Below are 20,323 nucleotides of genomic sequence, written 5' to 3'. Positions count from 1 at the left end.
AGGGCAAAAAATGGGGTCAGAGTAAATTAAAAAGTACTCTGACTCCATTATTTCTAGATTAGCTCGCTAACTAGTTGCTTCACATCTGCATAACGGCAGTGTTCACAACTTCCGTAGCCCTTAACTTGCTTCACTTTCAATCGAGTAAAGAGAGGCATGGTCATGGCGGTTAAAAATCGGCAATAGATGGATATCGTGATTGGGTCATTAAATTTTCCCTCTAGGTGTGCTCTTAGTGCTGCCATTGCTGCAGATACTTGTTCTCTCTCTGGTGTTGGTATGGGGCTTGAATAGCTAAGTTTTGCGACTTTGCCTTCGCAAACGCTGCAATGGCCGCATTTACGTGGCGCTTGGTTATCATCGAAATAGGCTGATAAGTTGAAATTTAAACAACTATCTTGTTCAAAAAACTGAACTAGCGCGGCAATTCGCTCAACCTCTTTTTGTTCATTTTCAGCAAAATAGCGCGCCAATTTGTCGGCTAATTCACTTTGTTGAAGTAGTGAATAGTCAACACTGTACACATCGGTAATTAAGCGAGACGCTAGCTCAATATGATTATGCTCGTGTAAATACTCTAGTGCAGCCACAACTCTCGAGCGCTCCGCCCCATATTGTGCGTAGATGCTATCGAAATTTACTACTCCCCATACTTTTTTCATATTTGAATGAGTAAAAACTGCTTCTAAGAATTCTCTTCGTTCTTTAGAAAATAAATTAAGGATGTCTACTTGCTCCGTATTGAAACGGAATTTATATTCGGCAAAGTAGGCGTACAGGGGGCGAATAACGTTGGCTAACTCTAACTGTACCAATAAAGTTTTTAAGGGTAACTGCCGAATGTTGCTTATACTCGATAAGCTGTTAATTTGCGTTTCCCACTGGTAAACGCTGCTACTTGTTGGGGTAGGGGGAGATTTGATATTAGCAGCTTGTAAGTGCACAGGCGCTTGCGCTGAAATATCATCTATCACCCGCCGAATGGCGCTTTTATCGGGTGTGTCGCCATACACAAAATTTTCAATGGTCACCAAACCGTCTAAGTTTGCCAGCACTGTGCAGTTGGCTGTTCCTCCATCTCGCCCGCCTCGACCGATTTCTTGGCTGTAGTTCTCGATAGACTTTGGCAAATCGTAATGTATAACAAAGCGAATGTCAGACTTGTCTATGCCCATACCAAACGCGATGGTAGCCACAACAACTTGCAGCCTATTTTCCATAAAATCTTGCTGAATACTTTGCCTAACATCATTGTGTAGACCTGCGTGGTAAGCTTGTGCGGCGTACCCATTCTGTTGTAGGTATTGCGCAACTTCTTGCGCGGTGTTTTGAAGGGTGACATACACAATACCCGCGCCTTGCTGTCGTTGTAATTCTTCTAGCAATACTTTGTTTCTATTGATACCTGCTACAGGTAACACATTTAAATTGAGGTTAGGTCTATAAAACCCTGTTTGGATAATATTTTCTTGAGCAATATTAAAACGGCTGGCCATATCTAACTTTACTTTTTGCGTGGCAGTAGCCGTTAGCAATAATACTAAGGGAATGTTCAGTTCTTTTTGATAGGCCGGTAGCTTTAAATAGTCGGGTCGAAAGTTGTGGCCCCATTCAGAAATGCAGTGTGCTTCGTCTACCACTAACATGCTCACTTGAACCGATTCTATAAACTGTCTAAAACGCTCGTTTTTAAAGCGTTCTACCGACACCATTAAAATTTTGCAGCGCCCAGAACGCACGTCATTCATCACTTGCTTATTTTGCTCAGCAGTTAAAGTTGAATCGATGCTGGCCGCTGCAATACCTTTGCTGTGTAAAAACGAAAGCTGGTCTTTCATCAAGGCCAATAAAGGTGAAATGACCAAAGTTAAGTGGGGGAGCTGGGTAGCAACATATTGATAGCACAACGACTTTCCAGAGCCAGTGGGAAATATCGCTAGTGTAGAACGTGCGTTGAGTAGGCCTTCAACAACCTCTTGTTGGCCTTGTCGGAAAGCAGTAAAACCGAATAAATTTTGAAGCAATTGTGAATGGGGTGATGTCATCGTTACACGCTTTCCTCTCAATGTTTGAATAAAAATAATGGGGTCAGAGTACATTATTGAGCACCTGAATATTTAAGTTTTAGCTATTCTATTATTGCTAGCGGGTCGGCCGAGTGTTTCATTTTTTAATGTACTGCCAGTTAGCTGTTCTATGTGGTGTTTGAATTTTTTACTTCCTAAAGCTAACTCTTTTCGTGAGCTGGTTTGAATTTTATCTATGACCGATTGCGGTACGTCGTTTTTGAACAGAGTTCGGTAAGCTTTTAATCGCCGAAAGTCAGTTTTCCCCAATGATAAGTAAACAGGGTGCGGGCTGCATAGCATTGATTTAATACCCAATGCATTTATCCGATAGCTTGACCATTTATATTCTGCTGGTGATAAAACCATATTGGCTCTCACGGGGTTAAGTTCAATGTACCGGTAAACCGCAAGCAGATATTCTTCACTGCTCACCAAGCTAGAATTAAATCTCCCTTCCCATAACGTGCCGGTGCGGTTGTACTTATGGTTGAAGTACCTTACATACATTCGCCCTAATGATTGCATCATCGCGCTGACACCACGATTATCTGAGTTAGGCGTGCAAAGTAAATGCACATGATTAGTCATTAAAACCCATGCGTGAATAGCTACGTCAAATTGCAGCGAAAACTTCTTTAACCAATGGGCGTATGCAATGTAGTCGGTTTCATCGGCAAAGCATATAGAGCGATTATTTCCTCGTTGAATGACATGCTGTGCAAAGCCAGCGGGGCCTAGTCGATGTTTACGAGCCATACCTTTATGAGTTACTTTTTGAGTTTTCTTTTTACTAAGATGGGCAATTTAAAAACTATCTACAACCCTGTACCCGCTAAAACTGGTCTAATAGACAGTGAGAAAGAGCTGGAAGAAAAAGATGCCGCGTACGCTCGTGAGAAAAGTACTCTGACCCCATTAACTCAGCGCCTTAATTATAAATCATTGGAACTCATATATATTCGCAATATAAATATTGCTGATAGTGGTGTCGTGTTAGCTTAAGAATATATTTAGCGTTTTATCACTAGGGCGGGAAACACCGATATGAATAAATCAAAACAACTTTTTACGCTTATTACCTCAGAAGGCGAGTTGCAAGTATCTCTTAAAGAGGTTGATGTACCAGAGCCTAAGCCCCACGAAGTTATTGTTCGTATGGAGGCCTCACCGATTAATCCTTCTGATATGTGGCCAATGTTTGGCCCCGCTAGTTTAGATAAGGCGTCGTTTAACGCTGATAAGGGTGCGCTTATTGCGCCAGTTCATAAGCCATTGCTAGCTCGTATTAAATCACGTCTTGATCAAACGTTACCTATCGGCAATGAAGGTGCTGGAACCGTAGTTGCCGCTGGCGACAGCTCAGAAGCGCAAGCGTTGATGGGAAAAACCGTATCTATTCTTACGGGAGCAGCTTACACCGAATACGCATGTGTTCCCGTGCAAGTTTGTTTGCCGCATAGGGAAGGTACTACTGCTCAGCAAGCAGCGTCTTCATTTGTTAATCCACTAACAGCACTTGGTATGGTAGAGACCATGCGAATGGAAGGTCACAAAGCATTAGTACATACCGCCGCAGCGTCTAACTTAGGCCAAATGCTGAATAAGATTTGCTTAGATGAGGGTGTGGAGTTAGTGAACATTGTGCGCAGCCAAAAGCAGGTGGATATGCTTAAAGAAATTGGCGCCAAAATTGTGCTTGATTCTAGCAGTGAGAATTTTAAAGCTGAACTTTACCAAGCCATTGATAAAACAGGTGCAACGTTAGCTTTTGACGCCATCGGCGGTGGCGAGCTTGTTAGCGATATTCTCACGATGATGGAAGCATCTGGCAGTAAAGATGCCAAGGGTTTTAATACGTACGGCTCTGATAGCAATAAACAGGTGTATATTTACGGTGGTTTAGACTTTTCTCCCACCATTTTAAATCGTGCGTATGGCATGACCTGGGGTATCGGAGGTTGGCTGCTAATGCGCTTTTTGGGCAAGCTTGATAAAAAGCGGGTGGGTGAGCTTTACCAAAAAGTAGCTGCAGAAATAAACACCACATTTGCCTCTTCTTACACCAAGGAACTTAGTCTTGAAGAAGCGCTGCAGCCTGAAAATGTAGCCCTTTACAATGCCAAAAAGACAGGCGAAAAATACTTAATTGTGCCAAACAAAGGGTAAAGAAATAATGGGGTCAGAGTACATTTCCCATACCCTTAAAAAGGAATGGGAAAGGGGGCGGCTTAACACTTTTGAGGGTCGAGCTTTAACTCCATGAATTGAACCGTAATAGCGCGTTCAAAAAGTACTCTGACCCCATTTTTAGTTTGTTAGAGGAAACTGGCTATTTCGCTGAGTGATTTCTTTTGCTTAGCATGGGTGGGAAGGGTGGCATCTTTAGCAGGATAACCGGCCACAATTAGCATGTAGGCTCTCTCATTACTCGGGCGTTGGCAAACGTCAGTTAAAAAGTTCATCGGTTTCGGAGTATGCGTTAAGGTTGCTAAGCCTGCGTTGTGCAACGAGGTGATAAGCATACCCACTGCAATGCCAACAGATTCATGGACATAGTAGTTTTGACTTCTTTCTCCTGTATCTGTTTCCCCAAATTTTTGGCTGAATACCGCTATTAGCCATGGGGCAGTTTCGAGATAAGGTTTGCTGGCATCAGTGCCTAAAGGTTTTAGGTCGTTTAACCACTGCTGTCCAGCGCGCCCATCATAAAACCCCCGTTCGTGGGCTTCCGCTTGTTCGCGAATTTGCTTTTTTATACTCGCAGAGTGAATGGCAGAAAAATGCCAAGGCTGGTGGTTGGCGCCGCTAGGTGCGGTGCCTGCGGTTAAAATACAGTTTTCAATAATGGCTTTATCTACCGGTTTATCACTGAAATGACGAATACTATGACGGCGCTGCATGGCTTTTAAAAAGTCAGTGCTTCGAGCAAGCATATGTTCTTCAGGGTATTCGATGAAATCGTTAAGTGGTGAGTGATCGTGAGGTTGCATTTTTAGTCTCGTTTTACGTCACGTAATTGCAGAATAGCGTAAGGGAGAAATCACAGATTTTCAAAACAAATAATGGGGTCAGAGTAAATTAAAAAGTACTCTGACCCCATTTGGGCTTACTGTGCAGTTTTGCAGGGACTTAACCAGCCGCTACCACGCAACGCTTAATCGTCACACTCACTGACGTCGCCGCCCATCTTTTCTTTCATTGCCACACAGGCTTCGTGGGCTTTTTGGGCTGCTGCGTCTTTCCATTCACCGGTTTTTTCCGCGGTTTTGTCATAGGCATCAGAGGCCATATCTTTGCCATCTTCATAGGCATCAGAGGCCATATCTTTGCCATCTTCATAGGCATCAGAGGTCATTTCTTTACCATCTTCATAAGCATCTGATGTGGCATTTTTAGTATCATCCCATGCGTCTGCCGTTTTTTCTTTTGCGCCTTCATAGGTTTCAGCGGTTGCTTCACCAGCCTTTTCCATTTCTTTTTTCATGTCTGTTTTTGCGTCTTCGTTACTCTCAGAACAACCCACTACAGATAATAATAGGGCTAACGCCATTGCTTTAGTTTTCATTGTGAAACTCCTTTTGCCTAATTAGGGGCAAGTGTATAAGCCAGTAAAAGTGTGGTTTTCAATTATTCGCAATCTGCTCATTCAAGTTACCAAGGCCGGATTGCCAACATTCGACGTTTCCAGTCTAGCTTAAATGTTGGTTAAAGTGTAAACAGAAGTTAAGGCGGTGGGGAAGAGGTCGTTTTTTTACTAAGAGGCCGTTCACTCATGCAATAGTGAACAGCCAATGTTGGTAATAAATGATGGCTTAAAAACGTTTGAAAGGAGGGCGCGTCCCCCGTTTTTGCGAAGTATTTTGCGCTTCCAATACTTCAAACTGGGCGACGTCATATACCGGCATCATAGTGACTTTTCTGCGGTACGGCGGTTTGCCACGCATCACGACTTCTTTAACTTCAACGTATTCAATGGCTTCTTGGCCTAGTGTTTCCAGTTGAGCAACATCACTCACGGGAACACTTACCGTTCTACGTTTAAAAGGTGGCTTACCAGAAAAATCGACCAGTTGAACATCAACCATCTCTCGATGAGAAACTTGTTCAGCCTGCGCTGCTAGAGGCAGGGTGGCAGTTATCAGTAGTGTGCCCAAAATATAGCGTAATTTCATGCTGAATCCTCTTTTTGCACCAAATTAGTACCTTTTCATATTGTATTAATGATAATTTTTAAAACAATGATGATTCATGATAGTCATAAGCTATCAGTTTTTTGGGATGTTCGGTTTTATCTTATCAAATGATGATAAAAAGAGGGGGTGATTCTATTTTTTTGCCTGAATTTGGTGCGTTTTGATTTTTGTTGCGCATTATTGGTGCTTTTGCGTAGTGAGGAAAGGTGGGGACGCTATTGAAATCAAGGGATTAACGCCTTGGTGTCCAATTTGCTGTGTTTTTAGACTCTAATAGCTTGGTGCCTCTGCAGTGAAGATTCTTCGGTTTAGCTTAATCAGCATGATGCTAGTTTTCATTAACGCCGCATTTGCCATTGAACAACAGATCCCCCTCGCGCAAAGTGGTGGGGGAACCTTGTATCTGGAGGCAACCCTCGAATCGAGAGTAAAAGCAAAATTCTTACTCGATACGGGGTCAAGCTTGCTCACCCTAAATCAAGAAACCTTTGATGCGCTTACCCACAGAAAAAAACGTATTGCCATTAGAACCTCTGCAGCCAGACTGGCGAATGGTAAAATACTAAAGGTGGCTCAGTACCAACTCAGTTCAATTCGCATTGGTGATCATTGCGAGGTAGGGCCTGTGGAGGTAGCGGTGATCCCCAAGGGAAGTAATATTTTGGGGATCAACACGTTGCTGCGTGTAGCGCCGCTTACAATAACAGCAAATTCGGTGATATTGGCAGGCTGTGAGTAATCTATTTGCAGTCCAAATTAGACTAGTCACTTTGCCGATATTCCCACGCTTACTTAGAGGAAGCTCGAAGGTTTTCCACTAACGCTTCAAGGGAGCGTCGCTTAATTTTTCGTTTGTCTTTTATTAGCTTCTATATTTAATCTAATATCACTTAGCCTTTTTATGAGTTGGCGCGAAATCATGTGGCTTACAATAGAAGACTCTTTTTCACCTTTAAGAATTTTGTCACTCGCGTGACTTATTTCAAATTCAAAGCCGCTACCCTCACGGGCGTCAGCAAAGTGTTCAACAAGCGAATTCCCGTCGTAAAGAAAGCATTCTTTTGCACTCCAAAAATCAGGAATTCTAATGGTGCCTTTACTACCAATGAGCCAGGCATCATTATTAAGCCGGCTTCTAAAACTGGTATGAAGCGTTGATGTAACCTGTCCCCGTTGGTAAATCCAAGTTACATCGTCTTCCACCCCATTGGGGGCTAAATGATGACTAACGAACTCCGTTGTTGGCTCGCTAATATTGAAAAGCGCATCTAGGGCGATAGGGTATATACCCATGTCTAAAAGGCATCCACCCCCAAGCTCTTTTGCATACTCCCTAGATTTTGGCTCATAGTGAACAGGGAAGCCAAAGCTGGCTTTTATATGCAATAGTTCACCAATTTCCCCCGATTCTACCCATGCTTTAGATTTTAGAATGGCAGGTAAAAAATAGGTCCACATGGCTTCCATAAAGAAGCGATCTTGAGTGCGAGCTTCGGCAATCATGTGCTCTAATAAAGGCAATGATGTGGTGGCAGGTTTTTCACATAAAACATGTTTGCCGGCCTCCATTGCTTGTATTGCATTTTCGCAATGAAGGGTATGGGGAGTGGCAATGTAGACAGCGTCAATGTTGGGATCTTCTAGCATCGACGTATAACTCCCATACGCATGGGGTATTTGGTGGTTGTGGGCAAAATGTTTAGCATCTTTAATATTTCTAGATGCTACCGCGTATAACTTGGAATTAGTGCAATGCCTTACGTCCTGTGCAAAGGTATTTGCTATGCGAGCAGTTGAAATAATTCCCCAATTTACGATGTCTTTTTGCACTTGTCGCGCCCTCCCTTCTGCAGTGTTAGCGGCACAACCAACCGCAAGTGTTGTAATGCTTAACAAGCAAGGCTAGTAGAACAGCACTTGTGTTATTCTGAATAAAGGGCGATTGGGGTTATCCCTCTGGCCCTTCAGTAGTAAACACTAAGTGTCTGCGCATGTCTTTTAGCACTACGCCTTTTTTAAGCAGCGCTGCACTCAGGCGTTTTTGCCACACTTTCAATTCAGGCTCTGCTGAACGCATGGCATCTTCACTGTCGAACTGAAAACGCAACAGCAACGAACCTGGAAACTGGTGATATTGTACGTCGAACCAACATTGAACTATACCTGGAATCTCTTCTCGGGCTTGCTCTTCTAACCTATTGGCAATGTCAAATATCAGGGTTTGTTGTTTACGTTGAACCGCAGAAAGCTTTTTCATTACATGTGCTTCTGTATGGCGATTTCAACGCTTTCAGTCACTTCAGTACCCTCAATAGTCAACCACATTTGCCCATCTTGAATAGTTACCTGAATTTGCATAGAACGCTGAACCGCATTAGCGAGCGTACCGGCTAATGATTCAGGCAAGGTGAATACCGATAAGTTTTTTCTTGTGTGCAATTTGTTTTGCTCTTTTTTCCACCATGCCTCAAAACTGTTGTCGGCATAAGCATAAATCATCATATGCTGGCTTTGATTACAGCCCTTTTTAATACGTTGCTCTGAAGGTTGCCCTAATTCTATCCATAACTCTATTTCGTCACTAAAGTTTTTTTGCCAGAGATCTGGTACATCGTCATCAGACAAACCTTTGGTAAACTGAAGGTGCTCGTGGGCGTTAACAATAAAGGCAATGATGCGCAGCATCATGCGTTCATCGTTTTCAGACGGGTGGCGAGCAATAGTCAGGTTATGATCGTTATAGTAATTGCGGTCCATATCGGTTATCGATATGTCTGCTTTGAAAATAGTTGCTTTAAGCGCCATGGTCTTCTCGGTTGCTTTTTTGCGGGCTATTTTAGCAGCTAATACAGCCTTTCGCCCTCAAAATTCCCACGCAAATAAGCGCTTATGGCTATTTTTAAAGCAGGGGATTCGTTAGGTCTACGTGAACGAAAAAAACATTTATTGTCTCGCCAGTATGTATTGGCGTCCATGTGCTATTAATCATTTTAAAATGAAAAGGAAATAATGCATGGCGCCGCCACGTTTTCGTTTTACCCATCGCTAAGCGTATTTTACTGATAAGCAGCGAAACAAGACTGAGCGTATGCATGTGAAAAGTAAAAAGGAAAATGCGAAAATCGCGAGTGGGCGTGGCGCCGCAACTAAACGGGGCGTTTCTGTGGCATCAATGAGTGCAAGGGTTAAGGCTTGTTCAAAATCGGCGTAGCTGTTTGCTTGATAGCATTGGCCATCCGCAGTAATAATATTTTCAAAATAGTAGCCGCCGGGTAAGCAAGCATCAATGAAGTACCCTGGGTCATCCACTGCCAGCCCATTAATGGTGACGCCGTTCGCCTGAGCGGCATCACGTGCGGCACCGTCATTATGGTACGACCCATAGCCATCGCCTACTACCAGTGCCAACAAACTTGGGCTTTCCCAAACGGTACTGTCCAGCAACCAATCACTGGCCAAGATCATGCCATCAGCTGGAGAGGTGCCTTCGCTGAAGGGGCGAGTTAACGCGCCTATCATTGTACTAAATACGGCGGCATCTGCGGCAGAGGTTAAAAGCATATCGATATCCGCGCTAACCGCACTTGATGAAAAAAAGAATACCTCTACCAAAATACCTTCATTTAAGGCATCAATATTCGCTAAAACTGTGGGGTGATTAAATGCGGTTTCAAAAGCCTGTATTTGAAATTGGTAATCGCTATCACTAACACTGGCTGACACATCAATGACGAGGGCAAGTTTAGAATCGATGAGGTCAGCGCGACAAACAGGGGATAAAAAGAAAAAAACGAGGCAAGTAGTTAAACAAGATTTAAATGCTTTCATAAACTAATTCCATTTAGTTATTGTAAGGACAATTTTAACGTGAACGAGTCAGTTCACCGGCGTGCACAATCAGTAGAGTATTTATATATCAAAAAGCACGGTGTATATAATGCGCACAATTCGGTTGGTAAATCTACAAATTTATCAGCGCTTTACGATATTTTTACGTTCGTAAATGGAATTGTATCCTGGGACAGTTCGGGGCTAAATAAAGTGTGAAATCGCCATTAACGAACGCTAAATCTGGCGTTTATGAAAAGCGGTATCGCACGTCATCTATTAAAAAAGCGAAAAGGGGTTGACAATGTCAACTAATGCCACGGTTTCCCCAATGAAATTTAACGACGCCTTATTTAACCTGCTTAACACAATACGCAATGCGATTTTATTAGAAATCAAAAATACATCGTTAATGTTGCCGCCTATGCAGCTCAAAACGCTGAAAATTATTGATCAATTAGAAGGGTGTACAGGGCAAAAATTGGCGGCATATTTAGGCAGAGACAAAGCTCAAATAAATCGCTTAATCAAAGAGTTGTCGGAAAACGACTTAGTACGAAAAGTGCAATGTGACACCGATAAGCGTAGTCAAATTATTTCGCTTACCACAAGTGGCGAGCGCGCCCTTGCCGTGTTTATTCAAATAGAAGAGCGCGTGTTTTCCGATATGCTAAAAAATGTAAGTGTAGAGGATCAAGAAATATTCAAAACATTGGTGCTTACCTTTAAAGAAAATTTAGACAACAGGTAAGCGGCATTCGGCTGATGCTTTCCGCCAATATTTTTTTTGGTTTAGGGTATTTACCTCTGATTTCTTCTCTTTGGCGTTAAAATGAAATACCTATCGCCAAGCCCGCCACCACTGCACTTTTGTGATTTCTGTGGTAATCGTAATGCAGTTGGGGTGATACCGTAAAGCCAGCCCACTCGAATTCATACAGCATACCTAGCCTTCCTACTTCCATTTTGTGGCTGCCGTGAAATTCTACGCCGGGGCCTACTTGAATGATAAAGTTGTGGGTTACGTGAAGGTCTGCAACGAGCAAATAGGTGTAGGCGTCGAGGTCATCAGCTGCATATTCGGCCACTACGCCTACGCCTAAAAAGTTGTTTAAACGGTATTCGTAATCAAGGCCAAGGGTGAAGGCGTTGCCGCACTCTTTTGTATAGGTGGTGCCAATTAAAGCTGATAGATGGTGTGGTGAGGTTTGCCAGTGGTGGTGAGCATTTCCTTTTGCAGCATCGTGGTGGGCAAACGTCACTGCTAGCATAAAAACCATGATTGATTTTATTCGCATGTGAAGCTCACTTACATAGAAACGGTGACAACCTAAAGCATGTCTGCTTTAGCACTTCTTTATAGCGTAGGTGCGTTAGCGTATTTTCACCAATGAACTTTAGTTTTAGCTCTATCGAGCATAGCTTGGCGACTTGAAAGTTTTCTTTTTACCTGTCGGTCTAGTAGTAGGTAGCGCAATACGCGCGAAAAAATAAATAGGGAGACATATGTGAGAAATTTTATTGTTATAGCTGTGGTGGTGCTTAGCGCTATATTGGGTGCAAATCAGGCGTTAGCTTTTGAAAGAGGTGGGATTGCAGAATCTGCGAACGCAGTGACTCCATTGCTGAACGGTCAGTTTGCGCCTAAAACGACGTTAAAAATGGCCGATGGTACGCCGGTTAGCTTACAAGCCTTAACCTTACAAAAGCCGACTATTGTGCTTTTTTATCGCGGGGGATGGTGTCCCTATTGCAGCCGCCAACTGGCGCAGTTAAAAGATATTGAAAAAGAACTCGTTAACCTGGGCTTTCAAATTCTCGCTATTTCGCCCGAAACACCAGAACGGCTTCAAGAACAAAAGCTTGAAACTGAGTTTTTGGTTACGCTTCTTTCCGATGAAAAGCTAGCCACCATTCGTGAATTCGGTGTGGGGTTTTATGTGGATGAATCAACGTCTGAAAAATATCAAACCTACGGCATTAAACTAGCAAAAGATGAAGCAGGCCGTGAAGTTTTGCCTGCCCCAGCTATTTTTATGCTCAATACAAAAGGGCAAGTGCTGTTTAGCTATGTTAATCCAGATTACAAGGTACGCCCTTCTGCTGAATTAGTGCTATCTGTCGCGAAGGTGCTAAAAGCGGAAATGTAGCAGTTACAGTGGTGTGCTGCCTCTCAATCACAAAACACTAAAAGGAGCGTAAGCTCCTTTTAGTATTCTGATGCCTGTGATGTATTCGACGCTACATGGGAGGCAGGGTGTTTTTTGTAGTAATAGGCTCAGGGGCTAGCTTAAAATCAAGCTGAACGAGTAACCCTTTTTGTCTTATTGGCTTACCCCCTTTTGTGGCTGGTTTGAACTCCCACTGCTTAAACGCTTTTAACGCATTTTTATCGAACACGCCTTTAGGTGAGGACTTTACCACCACGATTTTGTCGGCCGCTCCTTTCTCTGAAATGTCGAATTTGAACACGACAAACCCTTCTAGGTTCTCCTTAATGGCTTTTTTAGGGTAAATAGGTTCTACACGTTTGATAGGAGCAGCACTATTTATTTGCGCTTTGTTTGACTCTACCGGTTGTGATGGCATGTTGGCCAATGCCGTATTCGCCGCCATTAGTATTGCCACGGACGTTATCGCCATGGCCAGCATTTTATTTCCCTTGCTAGGGGTTTTAATTGCATTTATACGTTTAATCATTGTCGTTTTTTCTCCAAAAGTAGGATACAGCGTTAAGGGTGTAGCACTATGCTCTGCACATTGAACCAATGCTTTCGCATAATTGAGTTTATCGTTGTCTGATTTTAGTTTTAGCACGTTGAAGTCGCAGGCCAATTCCTGGTTTAAACGAAACGACTTAAGCGCTATCCACACAAGGGGGTTAAACCAAAATACGGTGGCCAATACCAATGCCAATGCATTCCACACGTGATCTAGGTGCCGTAGATGCATATTTTCATGTTCTAAAACGAGGGCTTGCTGTGAGTCTGTGAATGTAGAGTGGAATGAATAAGGCAAAAGTATTTTGGGGGCTATAAAGCCAAATAGCATTGGGGTATTCGCTTTACGGGAAAAATGCGTGTTTGGGAATGCTTTCTCTTGTTTATCTATGGATTGCCATAAAGTGAAATGATGCAAGCCAACGTACAAAACGATGCTGCAAACGCCCAATACCCATACAGAAAAATACACAGTAGAAGGTGGGACGGTGACTTCTGTGTTCATCCCCACCACATAACGGCTAATCGTGTTGCTGGCTAAAGCCACCACATCCGAAGGTAAGTTGTTCAATATCAGTACAAGCGGCACTAGCGCCCATAATCTATAGGTGAACATTGGGTTAAGCTTCACCGCGGCGAGTCGCTCGTTTGCGATGAGAAGGGCAAGGGCAATAGACAGTACGCCTTGCTGCGCTATTATCCAATCAATCATTGTTCTGTTCCCACTGTTCGATAAGTGCTTTAAGTTCATCAACATCTTGCTGAGATAACGCATTTTGGTTAGCAAAGCCTGCCACTAAAGGTGCTACTTTCCCTTTGAACAAGCGACCAATGAAGCTGTTTGCTTCTTTTTTTGTATACTCATCCCGCGCAATAAGAGGGTAATACAAGTACTGACGTTGCTGCTTTTCGAATCGTAACACCCCTTTTTTTACTAGCCGCCCCAGTAAGGTTTTTACGGTTTTTTCGTGCCAATCTTTGTGTTTGTTTAACCTAGCAATCACGTCTGCCGATGTGGCTGGGCTGTCTTCCCAAAGGGCGTCGAGCACGTCAAATTCGGCATTAGAAATATCGGGTTTATCTACTGAATGAGTCATTGTGTTTAATCTGCATCTTAATGAATTACAAGTGTAGTCTTTATTTAAGATTACATGTGTAATCCATTTGTGCAAGCTTTTTGTTTAAATATTGAACGCGGCGGTTTGAGGCGTGTTCGCTGGAGCGGACACGCACTTAACGAAGGAGAAATGGAAAGGCGAAATAATTAAATGATGAAGTGGGTGGTTAACCCTTTAATACTAATGGGAACTGTTCGAACGTGACACCAGCATGCCCTGTTTGCATGAAATTTCTAATGTTTCCGTGGTCGTCCCCTTCTGGGTGGTTGAGCACATCGTCTCGGTAAAAGCTACCAAACAACGCCAGAGTTTGCTCATTTGAAAGGTCAAGATATTGGCCTAATGCCAATAGCTTACATGAACCATTATTTTGGTTTTCCTGGTTCTTTATGACACCGTTTTCAAATGCTGTGGGGGTAAAGAAAAACGTATTATCAATAAGGGAAATCACATCACCAAACGCTATAGTATTGGGGGCTTCAGAAAGGTGTGCGACTAATTCTTCCAAACGCGTGTACGACACAGTTAACTCCATAAGTAAAAAGTAGACAGTAAAAAATAACCCCAATCTTTCTAACGACTATTCTTCTGCATGACAGTGCAATCATACCAAGCCAATATGGGGTGGATAAGGGCAAAATGGCAGTGAACGTTAAATAGCGTCAGGATATCTACAGCAACTGTAAATTACCGCTAAAGCCATCAACTTACGCATTAAATAACAGTCACTAGGGTACGTAAGGTTATTGATGACAGAGTACCTGAAAACAGTGATTATTTCTCATAAGCACAAATTTATCTTTATCAAAACAAAAAAAACGGCGGGCACAAGCATAGAGGTATTCTTATCGCAGTTTTGCGACGAAAACGATGTGCTGACACCTATTTACCCTGCGGTTTCACCTCATACGCCTCGCGGATACAAAGGATATTGGAATCTCTTTCCTGAACTGGCGAGATCTTCATTGTGCGAGAAATCGACGATTATGTGGCATTGGGTAAAAAGAAAAAAGTTTCGTAATCATGCATCTGCATTAACGATAAGTCATCGTGTGCCTAAGCACATTTGGAATAGTTACTATAAGTTTTGTGTCGACAGAAACCCGTGGGATAAAACCCTGTCTCATTATTATATGGTTAAAAGTCGTCGCTATCCTGAAATGACGTTAGATCAGTATTTTAAACGGGGTAATTTGTGTTTGAATTACCCTAAGTACTGCGATCAGAAGGGTAACATCATGGTAGATAGAGTTTTAAACTACGAGAACCTAGATCACCAATTCGCACAGGTCTGCAAAACCCTTTCTCTCCCCTTTAATAACGGGCTGACGGTCCGCGCGAAAGGCGACTATCGCGTTGATCGAAGGCCCTATCAAGAGGTGTTTACTGCTGCGCAGAAAGGTTACGTAGCAGAAGCATTTTCACGGGAAATTAGCATGCACAATTATGGCTTTTAAGCTAGCGGTTAGAAAGGGCTAAGGTGGTAAGCACTAAACATATTGTTATTAACGTCAACGATATCAACGCCCCAGCTTTCGTGTTCATTGCCCCACGATAGAGGACGTTTCTCAGTGGTGGCGTTTGCCCTTTTCGCCATTTAAACGTGCGGTGTGCATAAATAATAGTGCCGGTAATAGATAAACTGCTCATGAGTAAGCCAAACATGAAGTAGAGGGTTTTACTCCAGTAACCTCCCCAAGTGCCAAAGTGAAGTGGGTCGGCAGCTTCTGATATTCTTACGTGGGCTGAAAGATCCTCGGCATGACGTTGAGAAAGTAGCGCCCCTGATAGGGGGTCGAATATGAGGTTGTTTGCACGATCTCGCACTAGAATTTGGTTTTCTTGGCCGTCTACCCTAATGGGTTGCCCCGCTTTAATGGGTAAGTAAATCGACTTTATTTGGAATGCGGGGCGTAAACGAGCAACAGTGTCCAGCGCGGTGTCGAGCACCTGTGGTTGAACACTAACGTGGGTCTTCATGGCTAGCTCGCTTTTTGGCTTTCCATTTATCGGGTAATTTGCACCCAAGCCATATTTTTCCACAAAATACCAAACTCCAGTAACACTAATAATGAGCAATAAGCCACTTGTCCATAGGCCGGTTAAGCGATGAATGTCACCCCAAAATACCCGTTTATTGGCGCGCCGGGGAGCGCGCCAAAGCCCTCGCCACCATTGTGGATGCAGTATTAAGCCTGAGACTAGGCTAAACAGTAAGGGAAACGCTAATGCCGAGACAATGGTTAAGCCGAGGTTTAATGGCATCATCAAATGGCGGTGTATTCGCCTTAACGTTGTTTGCCAATTAAACCACGCCCCATTGCCGGTATATTGGTAGTCATTGGGGTCAACGTATACGCGGTAACGCTGATTTTTTGCGTCATAGAGGATGGCCTCGGCGGCGAATCCCTCATGTAGAGGTGCCGATAACTGATAAATTTTATCGCCGTGGGAGACGCTTTGTACTTCGCGATAGTATTCTGACCAATTAAACGGTTCGGCTTGATGAGGCTGGGTGCGAATGGCGGGGTTAGTTAACCAATCGAGTTCGTGAGACATCACCGCGAGGGTGCCAGATAGCATGACGAAGCAACAAAGCACAGCTAGCGGAAACCCCGCCCAGCTGTGCCATTTGTACCAGTGTTGTTTGCTCATGGGGAATTAGAAATCGTAACTTACCTGCACAACAACTTCTCGTGGCTCTCCAGGGAAGTGACCATTGCGCTCACTAAAACCGCTCACTGCGTATTCTTTATCGAACAGATTTTTCACGTTAATGCTTAACAACATGGCATTCCATTGCGTGGTCCAGCTAGCATCAAAAATGGTATAGGGTTTCACTCGCTGCCCATCTAAGCTTATTTGTTCACTCACATAGTCTACGCCCATGGCAAAAGAAGAGTCGATAGATTCAAGGTTATACCGCGCCCAAAATCCTGCCTGATGACGAGGCGCATTGGCGAAGCGGGTTCCATCGTAGGTATTGCTGGTACTGCCTTCTTTTACAAGGGTGTCGTTGTAGGCATAGTTGGCAGTAATACTAATATTGTCGGACACGTCACCCACAAGAGTGAATTCAGCCCCGCTGCTTTCGACTAAACCGAAATTAATTAATGCAGGCTCAACATCGTCATTTTCCCCTTCAATATAGTCAGGGTTACTGATAACAAGGTTTTCTTTTTCAATTTGATAAACGGCGACAGTGGTCATAATGCTGCCATTTAACCATGACTGTTTCAGGCCTAATTCCACCTGGTTGCCTGTTTCTGGGTCAAGCGGGGTTACCCCAGCGTCTTCGTAATCAGAGGAGTCTACAGGGTTAAAGCTCTCAGAATAATTGAGGTAAACCGTGGTTTCTTGCGTTGGGGTATAAATTAATCCCGCTCGAGGCGTAATATCCTTGTCGTTATATTCCGTGTCTGTATCCATACTTTGTTCATCAAAGTAATCGAATCGCGCCCCTACCATTAGGGCCCACTCAGGCGAAAATGCAATTTTATCTTGAACGTAAATACTGGCTCTGTCACGTTTTAAACCGTCACGATCTAAATCGGTAAGATTGTAAGTGCTAGGATCGGTTTCACCATAATTTAAATCAAAGATATTTAAATTACCTACACCGTCAGCTTCGTAGCGGGCGCGCAAGTAATCGTATTGCGTTTCTACATTGTGCCAATCTCCACCAAACAATAGCTGGTGGTCAAGGCCAAGTAGGGTGGTGTCGTACACAAAATCGAGGGTTAAACTGAGTTCTTCATTTGCGCGGTATTGCTTGCGGTATTCTCGCTGAATGGTTTCATCATTAATGTCGGCCACCCCATCACCGTTCACATCAACCCAACTACGGGACTCATGATATGCCTGATCGCGTTCGTTATCTAAATATCTCAATGTGCCGTTGAAGGTAAAATTATCATTAAAGTTGTGTTGTAGATTGGCTTGTAAAACCAGGGCTTCTAAGTCTTGGTAATCGCCTTTTTCATTCGCGTTGTAGCTAGGGTCAACTAAGAAGTTACCATCGTCATCCACGGGTACCCCGCGTAAGCGGTTGCCACCCAAGTTTTGAACAATATAATCATAGGTGGTGGTCAGCTGTGTATTGTCACCAAGGGCAAATAATGCGCCACCTGCAAATTCAATGTTTTCTGAGTCAGCATTGTTGCGGAAACTGTCTTGTGCTTCGTAAAATGCGCCGAAACGATACGCCATGGTGTCTGTTACTGCACCCGTTAATTCAGTAGACGCACCTAATAGCGAAAAGTTTCCGCCCGTAACCGTGATGTTCTTTTCTTCATTGAAAGACGGCTGACGACTCACATAGTTAATCATTCCGCCGGGTTCGCCACCACCGTAAAGGGCAGCCGCAGGGCCTTTCAGTACTTCAACACGCTCTACATTAAATAATTGGGGGACCGAAAATCCTGAGAAAGGGTCGCCGCGTACGCCATCGTAAAACACATTGGCGTCGTCTCTGAAACCTCGAAAGGTAACCCCTGAGTAACTAAACTCACTAACACCTGCAATAGAGCGGTACAAATCTGTGATATCACGAGCGGCTTGGTCTGCAATGAGCTGATGGGTTAGCACCTGAACAGACAGGGGAATTTCCATAATATCCGCATCAGTTTTCGTCCCTACTCGAGTATTACTGTCTAAGTAGAACTGCTGCGCGCGCCCTGTAACCTCAATTTTTTCGACGTTTTCTCCGTCGGTTTGTTTTTCAGCTACCGCTGAGAACGAAGCGCCTAAACCACCGATTACCGCTATGGCAAGTGTTGAATATTTCATGAAGCTCCTGCTAACGTAATATTTTTGTAAATGAAAACTATTTGCATTTGTGTTTTGGGGATTGTACATCAAATTCAAATAAAATCATCTACATTAAAGTGTCTTTACGTTGTCATATGATGGCACCATGAAAACCTAATGGCATGTAGCTATCTAACTTAACTTGGGCAACAGGGCCGTCCGCAATATGTTGTGCATTGAATACGTAGCAGTAAGTATTGCCTGACACGAAATCTAACCCTGTATTGACTAAGTAGCCTTCACTTGGCTTACTGCTCACAGGCACAAAAAGGGGTTCTTCGGTAATAACATTATTGCCAAAGCTATAACTGTCAATATGCCCTGTTTGGGTGTTCACACTTGCGATACTGTTATACTCGCCATGGGTAACATGTTTAGACGCGTGAACGCCAAATTGCAGTTGTGTCGCCTTGCCGGTAAAGCGGTTATCGAATTGCACAAATTCCATAGGCGTAGTGCTATTATCCAAGTACGCGGTCTTTTTACTTAAATTGATGCGTATTTGCGCCGCTGTGCTTCTATCGTGTTTACCTATTGTCCCGTCACTAACCATTTTTACGTCATTAAGCATAATATCGGCGTTGTGATACCAACAGGCATTCACGGTAAGCGTGTTGCCTTCTTGCCAAGCATTGCCAAAATGGAAGACGAACCCAGCGTCAAAAGGCACTCGCAATACCGGGGTAAGGGTGTTTTTGTCTACCACTAATATTTCGCCTTGCTGGTGACCCTGCCAATTCATGCTGCTAATTAATGTCTCTCCTCTGCCTTTTTGGATGGGCGGGAAGTAGAACACTAAATAATTGTCGGTGACCGCGAAGTCGTGAACATAGCTTTTGGGCGCATCTACCATGGCGTATCGCGACAATTTTCCCTGGGGCGTAAGCTGATAAATCATCAGTTTTGCATGGCCAAAAAACGAGAGGTCGCCAAAATTCCAAAGGTTACCTGTGCTATCGGCATGAGGGTGAGCTGAAAAGGGCATGCCATCTAATGCCGATTCAAGCGATACTTGTCCCTCGGTGACTAGGCTATTCGGGTTCAGCTTATAGGGCATCGCCGCCTCCCATAATGCCCATAGTTCATTGTTCACCGGCAACAGTGCAATGTTTGCTGTGTTTACCGCTTCGGCGTTTTTAGACAATTTTGAATTCGGGACGATAGATCCAGCCCCGTTATATAAGAAGCGGTTGGCTTTTGTTTCTTCAACAAACTTTTGCGTGCGAACGAATTTTCCCGAATGGGTAACACCTTTAGCGTCGAAGGCATAGCGGTGAACGAACCCGTCGCCATCAAACCAATGTGTGTAGCGTTCGCCACCTAACACCACGCGGGCAGGCCCATTCCTATAAAGGCTTTTTCCTCTAAGTTCCTCGGGGAGTTTACCTTCCCACGAGAAATGGCGAGGGGAAATATCTTGGGTAAGTCCTTCCCAGCCTCGCAATATAGGGTGTTGCTGTAGTTGTTGGTTGAACGCTTCATTGAATGAAGGCCGCTGCTCAGCAAACGCATGGAGGCTGAAAGAGGGGGCTAGGGTACTGCAACCAGCAACACCAAGTGCTTTAACAAAGTCTCGACGGTTCATC

The 20,323-nt window shown here is 43.8% G+C and carries 21 protein-coding genes; 5 read left to right on the top strand and 16 right to left on the bottom strand.

Going from position 1 to position 20,323, the window contains the following annotated elements; translation table 11 throughout:
• Nucleotides 1-53: 53 nt before the first annotated feature.
• Nucleotides 54-2,045: a RecQ family ATP-dependent DNA helicase gene (locus EP13_RS13525; protein ID WP_044058998.1), complete on the bottom strand. Its 1,992-nt coding sequence runs from the start codon at nucleotides 2,043-2,045 to the stop codon at nucleotides 54-56.
• 72 nt (nucleotides 2,046-2,117) lie between these two features.
• A complete protein-coding gene (locus tag EP13_RS13520; RefSeq protein ID WP_044057744.1) occupies nucleotides 2,118-2,825 on the bottom strand; it encodes a transposase in 708 nt (235 codons plus the stop codon).
• Between the two features lie 288 nt (nucleotides 2,826-3,113).
• On the opposite strand from EP13_RS13520, the gene EP13_RS13510 reads away from it, so the two are divergent.
• Entirely contained in the window at nucleotides 3,114-4,235 is a 1,122-nt protein-coding gene (locus tag EP13_RS13510; protein WP_044057742.1) for a zinc-binding dehydrogenase, read from the top strand.
• 149 nt (nucleotides 4,236-4,384) lie between these two features.
• Here EP13_RS13510 and EP13_RS13505 read toward each other — a convergent pair whose 3' ends face one another.
• From EP13_RS13505 to EP13_RS13495, 3 genes are all read right to left on the bottom strand, one after another.
• Complete coding sequence (locus EP13_RS13505) at nucleotides 4,385-5,059, bottom strand: nitroreductase family protein (RefSeq protein WP_044057741.1); 675 nt, start codon at nucleotides 5,057-5,059, stop codon at nucleotides 4,385-4,387.
• Nucleotides 5,060-5,223: 164 nt separating this feature from the next.
• Nucleotides 5,224-5,634 (bottom strand): hypothetical protein, encoded by a 411-nt coding sequence (locus EP13_RS13500; protein ID WP_044057740.1) that lies wholly within the window; start codon nucleotides 5,632-5,634, stop codon nucleotides 5,224-5,226.
• A 247-nt stretch (nucleotides 5,635-5,881) separates the two neighbouring features.
• On the bottom strand, nucleotides 5,882-6,241 hold the full coding sequence (locus EP13_RS13495; protein ID WP_044057739.1) for a hypothetical protein: 360 nt from the start codon (nucleotides 6,239-6,241) through the stop codon (nucleotides 5,882-5,884).
• A 313-nt stretch (nucleotides 6,242-6,554) separates the two neighbouring features.
• On the opposite strand from EP13_RS13495, the gene EP13_RS13490 reads away from it, so the two are divergent.
• Nucleotides 6,555-7,001, top strand: coding sequence for a retropepsin-like aspartic protease (locus EP13_RS13490; protein ID WP_044057738.1), 447 nt, complete (start codon nucleotides 6,555-6,557; stop codon nucleotides 6,999-7,001).
• 101 nt (nucleotides 7,002-7,102) lie between these two features.
• On the opposite strand, the gene EP13_RS13485 is transcribed toward EP13_RS13490, so the two are convergent.
• The 4 genes from EP13_RS13485 to EP13_RS13470 form a co-directional block, all read right to left on the bottom strand.
• Nucleotides 7,103-8,092, bottom strand: a complete 990-nt coding sequence (locus tag EP13_RS13485) for a Gfo/Idh/MocA family protein (RefSeq protein ID WP_044058997.1) — start codon at nucleotides 8,090-8,092, stop codon at nucleotides 7,103-7,105.
• Between the two features lie 118 nt (nucleotides 8,093-8,210).
• Nucleotides 8,211-8,519 (bottom strand): hypothetical protein, encoded by a 309-nt coding sequence (locus EP13_RS13480; RefSeq protein ID WP_044057737.1) that lies wholly within the window; start codon nucleotides 8,517-8,519, stop codon nucleotides 8,211-8,213.
• On the bottom strand, nucleotides 8,519-9,067 hold the full coding sequence (locus EP13_RS13475; protein ID WP_044057736.1) for a YaeQ family protein: 549 nt from the start codon (nucleotides 9,065-9,067) through the stop codon (nucleotides 8,519-8,521). The genes EP13_RS13480 and EP13_RS13475 overlap by 1 nt, the downstream gene beginning before the upstream one ends.
• A gap of 240 nt (nucleotides 9,068-9,307) precedes the next feature.
• On the bottom strand, nucleotides 9,308-10,090 hold the full coding sequence (locus EP13_RS13470; RefSeq protein WP_044057735.1) for a DUF1194 domain-containing protein: 783 nt from the start codon (nucleotides 10,088-10,090) through the stop codon (nucleotides 9,308-9,310).
• A gap of 304 nt (nucleotides 10,091-10,394) precedes the next feature.
• Here EP13_RS13470 and EP13_RS13465 point away from each other — a divergent pair, with 304 nt between their 5' ends.
• Nucleotides 10,395-10,841 (top strand): MarR family winged helix-turn-helix transcriptional regulator, encoded by a 447-nt coding sequence (locus EP13_RS13465; RefSeq protein ID WP_044057734.1) that lies wholly within the window; start codon nucleotides 10,395-10,397, stop codon nucleotides 10,839-10,841.
• A 76-nt stretch (nucleotides 10,842-10,917) separates the two neighbouring features.
• On the opposite strand, the gene EP13_RS13460 is transcribed toward EP13_RS13465, so the two are convergent.
• Nucleotides 10,918-11,388: a hypothetical protein gene (locus tag EP13_RS13460; RefSeq protein WP_044057733.1), complete on the bottom strand. Its 471-nt coding sequence runs from the start codon at nucleotides 11,386-11,388 to the stop codon at nucleotides 10,918-10,920.
• Nucleotides 11,389-11,598: 210 nt separating this feature from the next.
• Here EP13_RS13460 and EP13_RS13455 point away from each other — a divergent pair, with 210 nt between their 5' ends.
• Nucleotides 11,599-12,240, top strand: a complete 642-nt coding sequence (locus EP13_RS13455) for a peroxiredoxin-like family protein (RefSeq protein WP_044057732.1) — start codon at nucleotides 11,599-11,601, stop codon at nucleotides 12,238-12,240.
• Between the two features lie 91 nt (nucleotides 12,241-12,331).
• Here the strand turns inward: EP13_RS13455 and EP13_RS13450 are convergent, their stop codons facing one another.
• From EP13_RS13450 to EP13_RS13440, 3 genes are all read right to left on the bottom strand, one after another.
• Entirely contained in the window at nucleotides 12,332-13,522 is a 1,191-nt protein-coding gene (locus EP13_RS13450) for a M56 family metallopeptidase (protein ID WP_044057731.1), read from the bottom strand.
• Complete coding sequence (locus EP13_RS13445; protein WP_044057730.1) at nucleotides 13,515-13,907, bottom strand: BlaI/MecI/CopY family transcriptional regulator; 393 nt, start codon at nucleotides 13,905-13,907, stop codon at nucleotides 13,515-13,517. The genes EP13_RS13450 and EP13_RS13445 overlap by 8 nt, the downstream gene beginning before the upstream one ends.
• 187 nt (nucleotides 13,908-14,094) lie before the next feature.
• Nucleotides 14,095-14,451, bottom strand: a complete 357-nt coding sequence (locus EP13_RS13440) for a HopJ type III effector protein (protein ID WP_197035931.1) — start codon at nucleotides 14,449-14,451, stop codon at nucleotides 14,095-14,097.
• 226 nt (nucleotides 14,452-14,677) lie between these two features.
• On the opposite strand from EP13_RS13440, the gene EP13_RS13435 reads away from it, so the two are divergent.
• Nucleotides 14,678-15,385, top strand: coding sequence for a sulfotransferase family 2 domain-containing protein (locus EP13_RS13435; protein ID WP_052364413.1), 708 nt, complete (start codon nucleotides 14,678-14,680; stop codon nucleotides 15,383-15,385).
• A 1-nt stretch (nucleotide 15,386) separates the two neighbouring features.
• Here the strand turns inward: EP13_RS13435 and EP13_RS13430 are convergent, their stop codons facing one another.
• From EP13_RS13430 to EP13_RS13420, 3 genes are all read right to left on the bottom strand, one after another.
• A complete protein-coding gene (locus EP13_RS13430; protein ID WP_052364412.1) occupies nucleotides 15,387-16,583 on the bottom strand; it encodes a PepSY-associated TM helix domain-containing protein in 1,197 nt (398 codons plus the stop codon).
• 6 nt (nucleotides 16,584-16,589) lie between these two features.
• A complete protein-coding gene (locus tag EP13_RS13425) occupies nucleotides 16,590-18,716 on the bottom strand; it encodes a TonB-dependent siderophore receptor (RefSeq protein ID WP_044057728.1) in 2,127 nt (708 codons plus the stop codon).
• Between the two features lie 112 nt (nucleotides 18,717-18,828).
• Nucleotides 18,829-20,322 (bottom strand): carotenoid oxygenase family protein, encoded by a 1,494-nt coding sequence (locus tag EP13_RS13420; RefSeq protein ID WP_044057727.1) that lies wholly within the window; start codon nucleotides 20,320-20,322, stop codon nucleotides 18,829-18,831.
• Between the last annotated feature and the right edge of the window lies 1 nt (nucleotide 20,323).

Source organism: Alteromonas australica, assembly GCF_000730385.1.
In the GTDB taxonomy this organism is placed as follows: domain Bacteria; phylum Pseudomonadota; class Gammaproteobacteria; order Enterobacterales; family Alteromonadaceae; genus Alteromonas; species Alteromonas australica.
The sequence above is the reverse complement of the archived record's forward strand: the minus strand, read 5'-3'. Positions and strand labels throughout refer to the sequence as shown.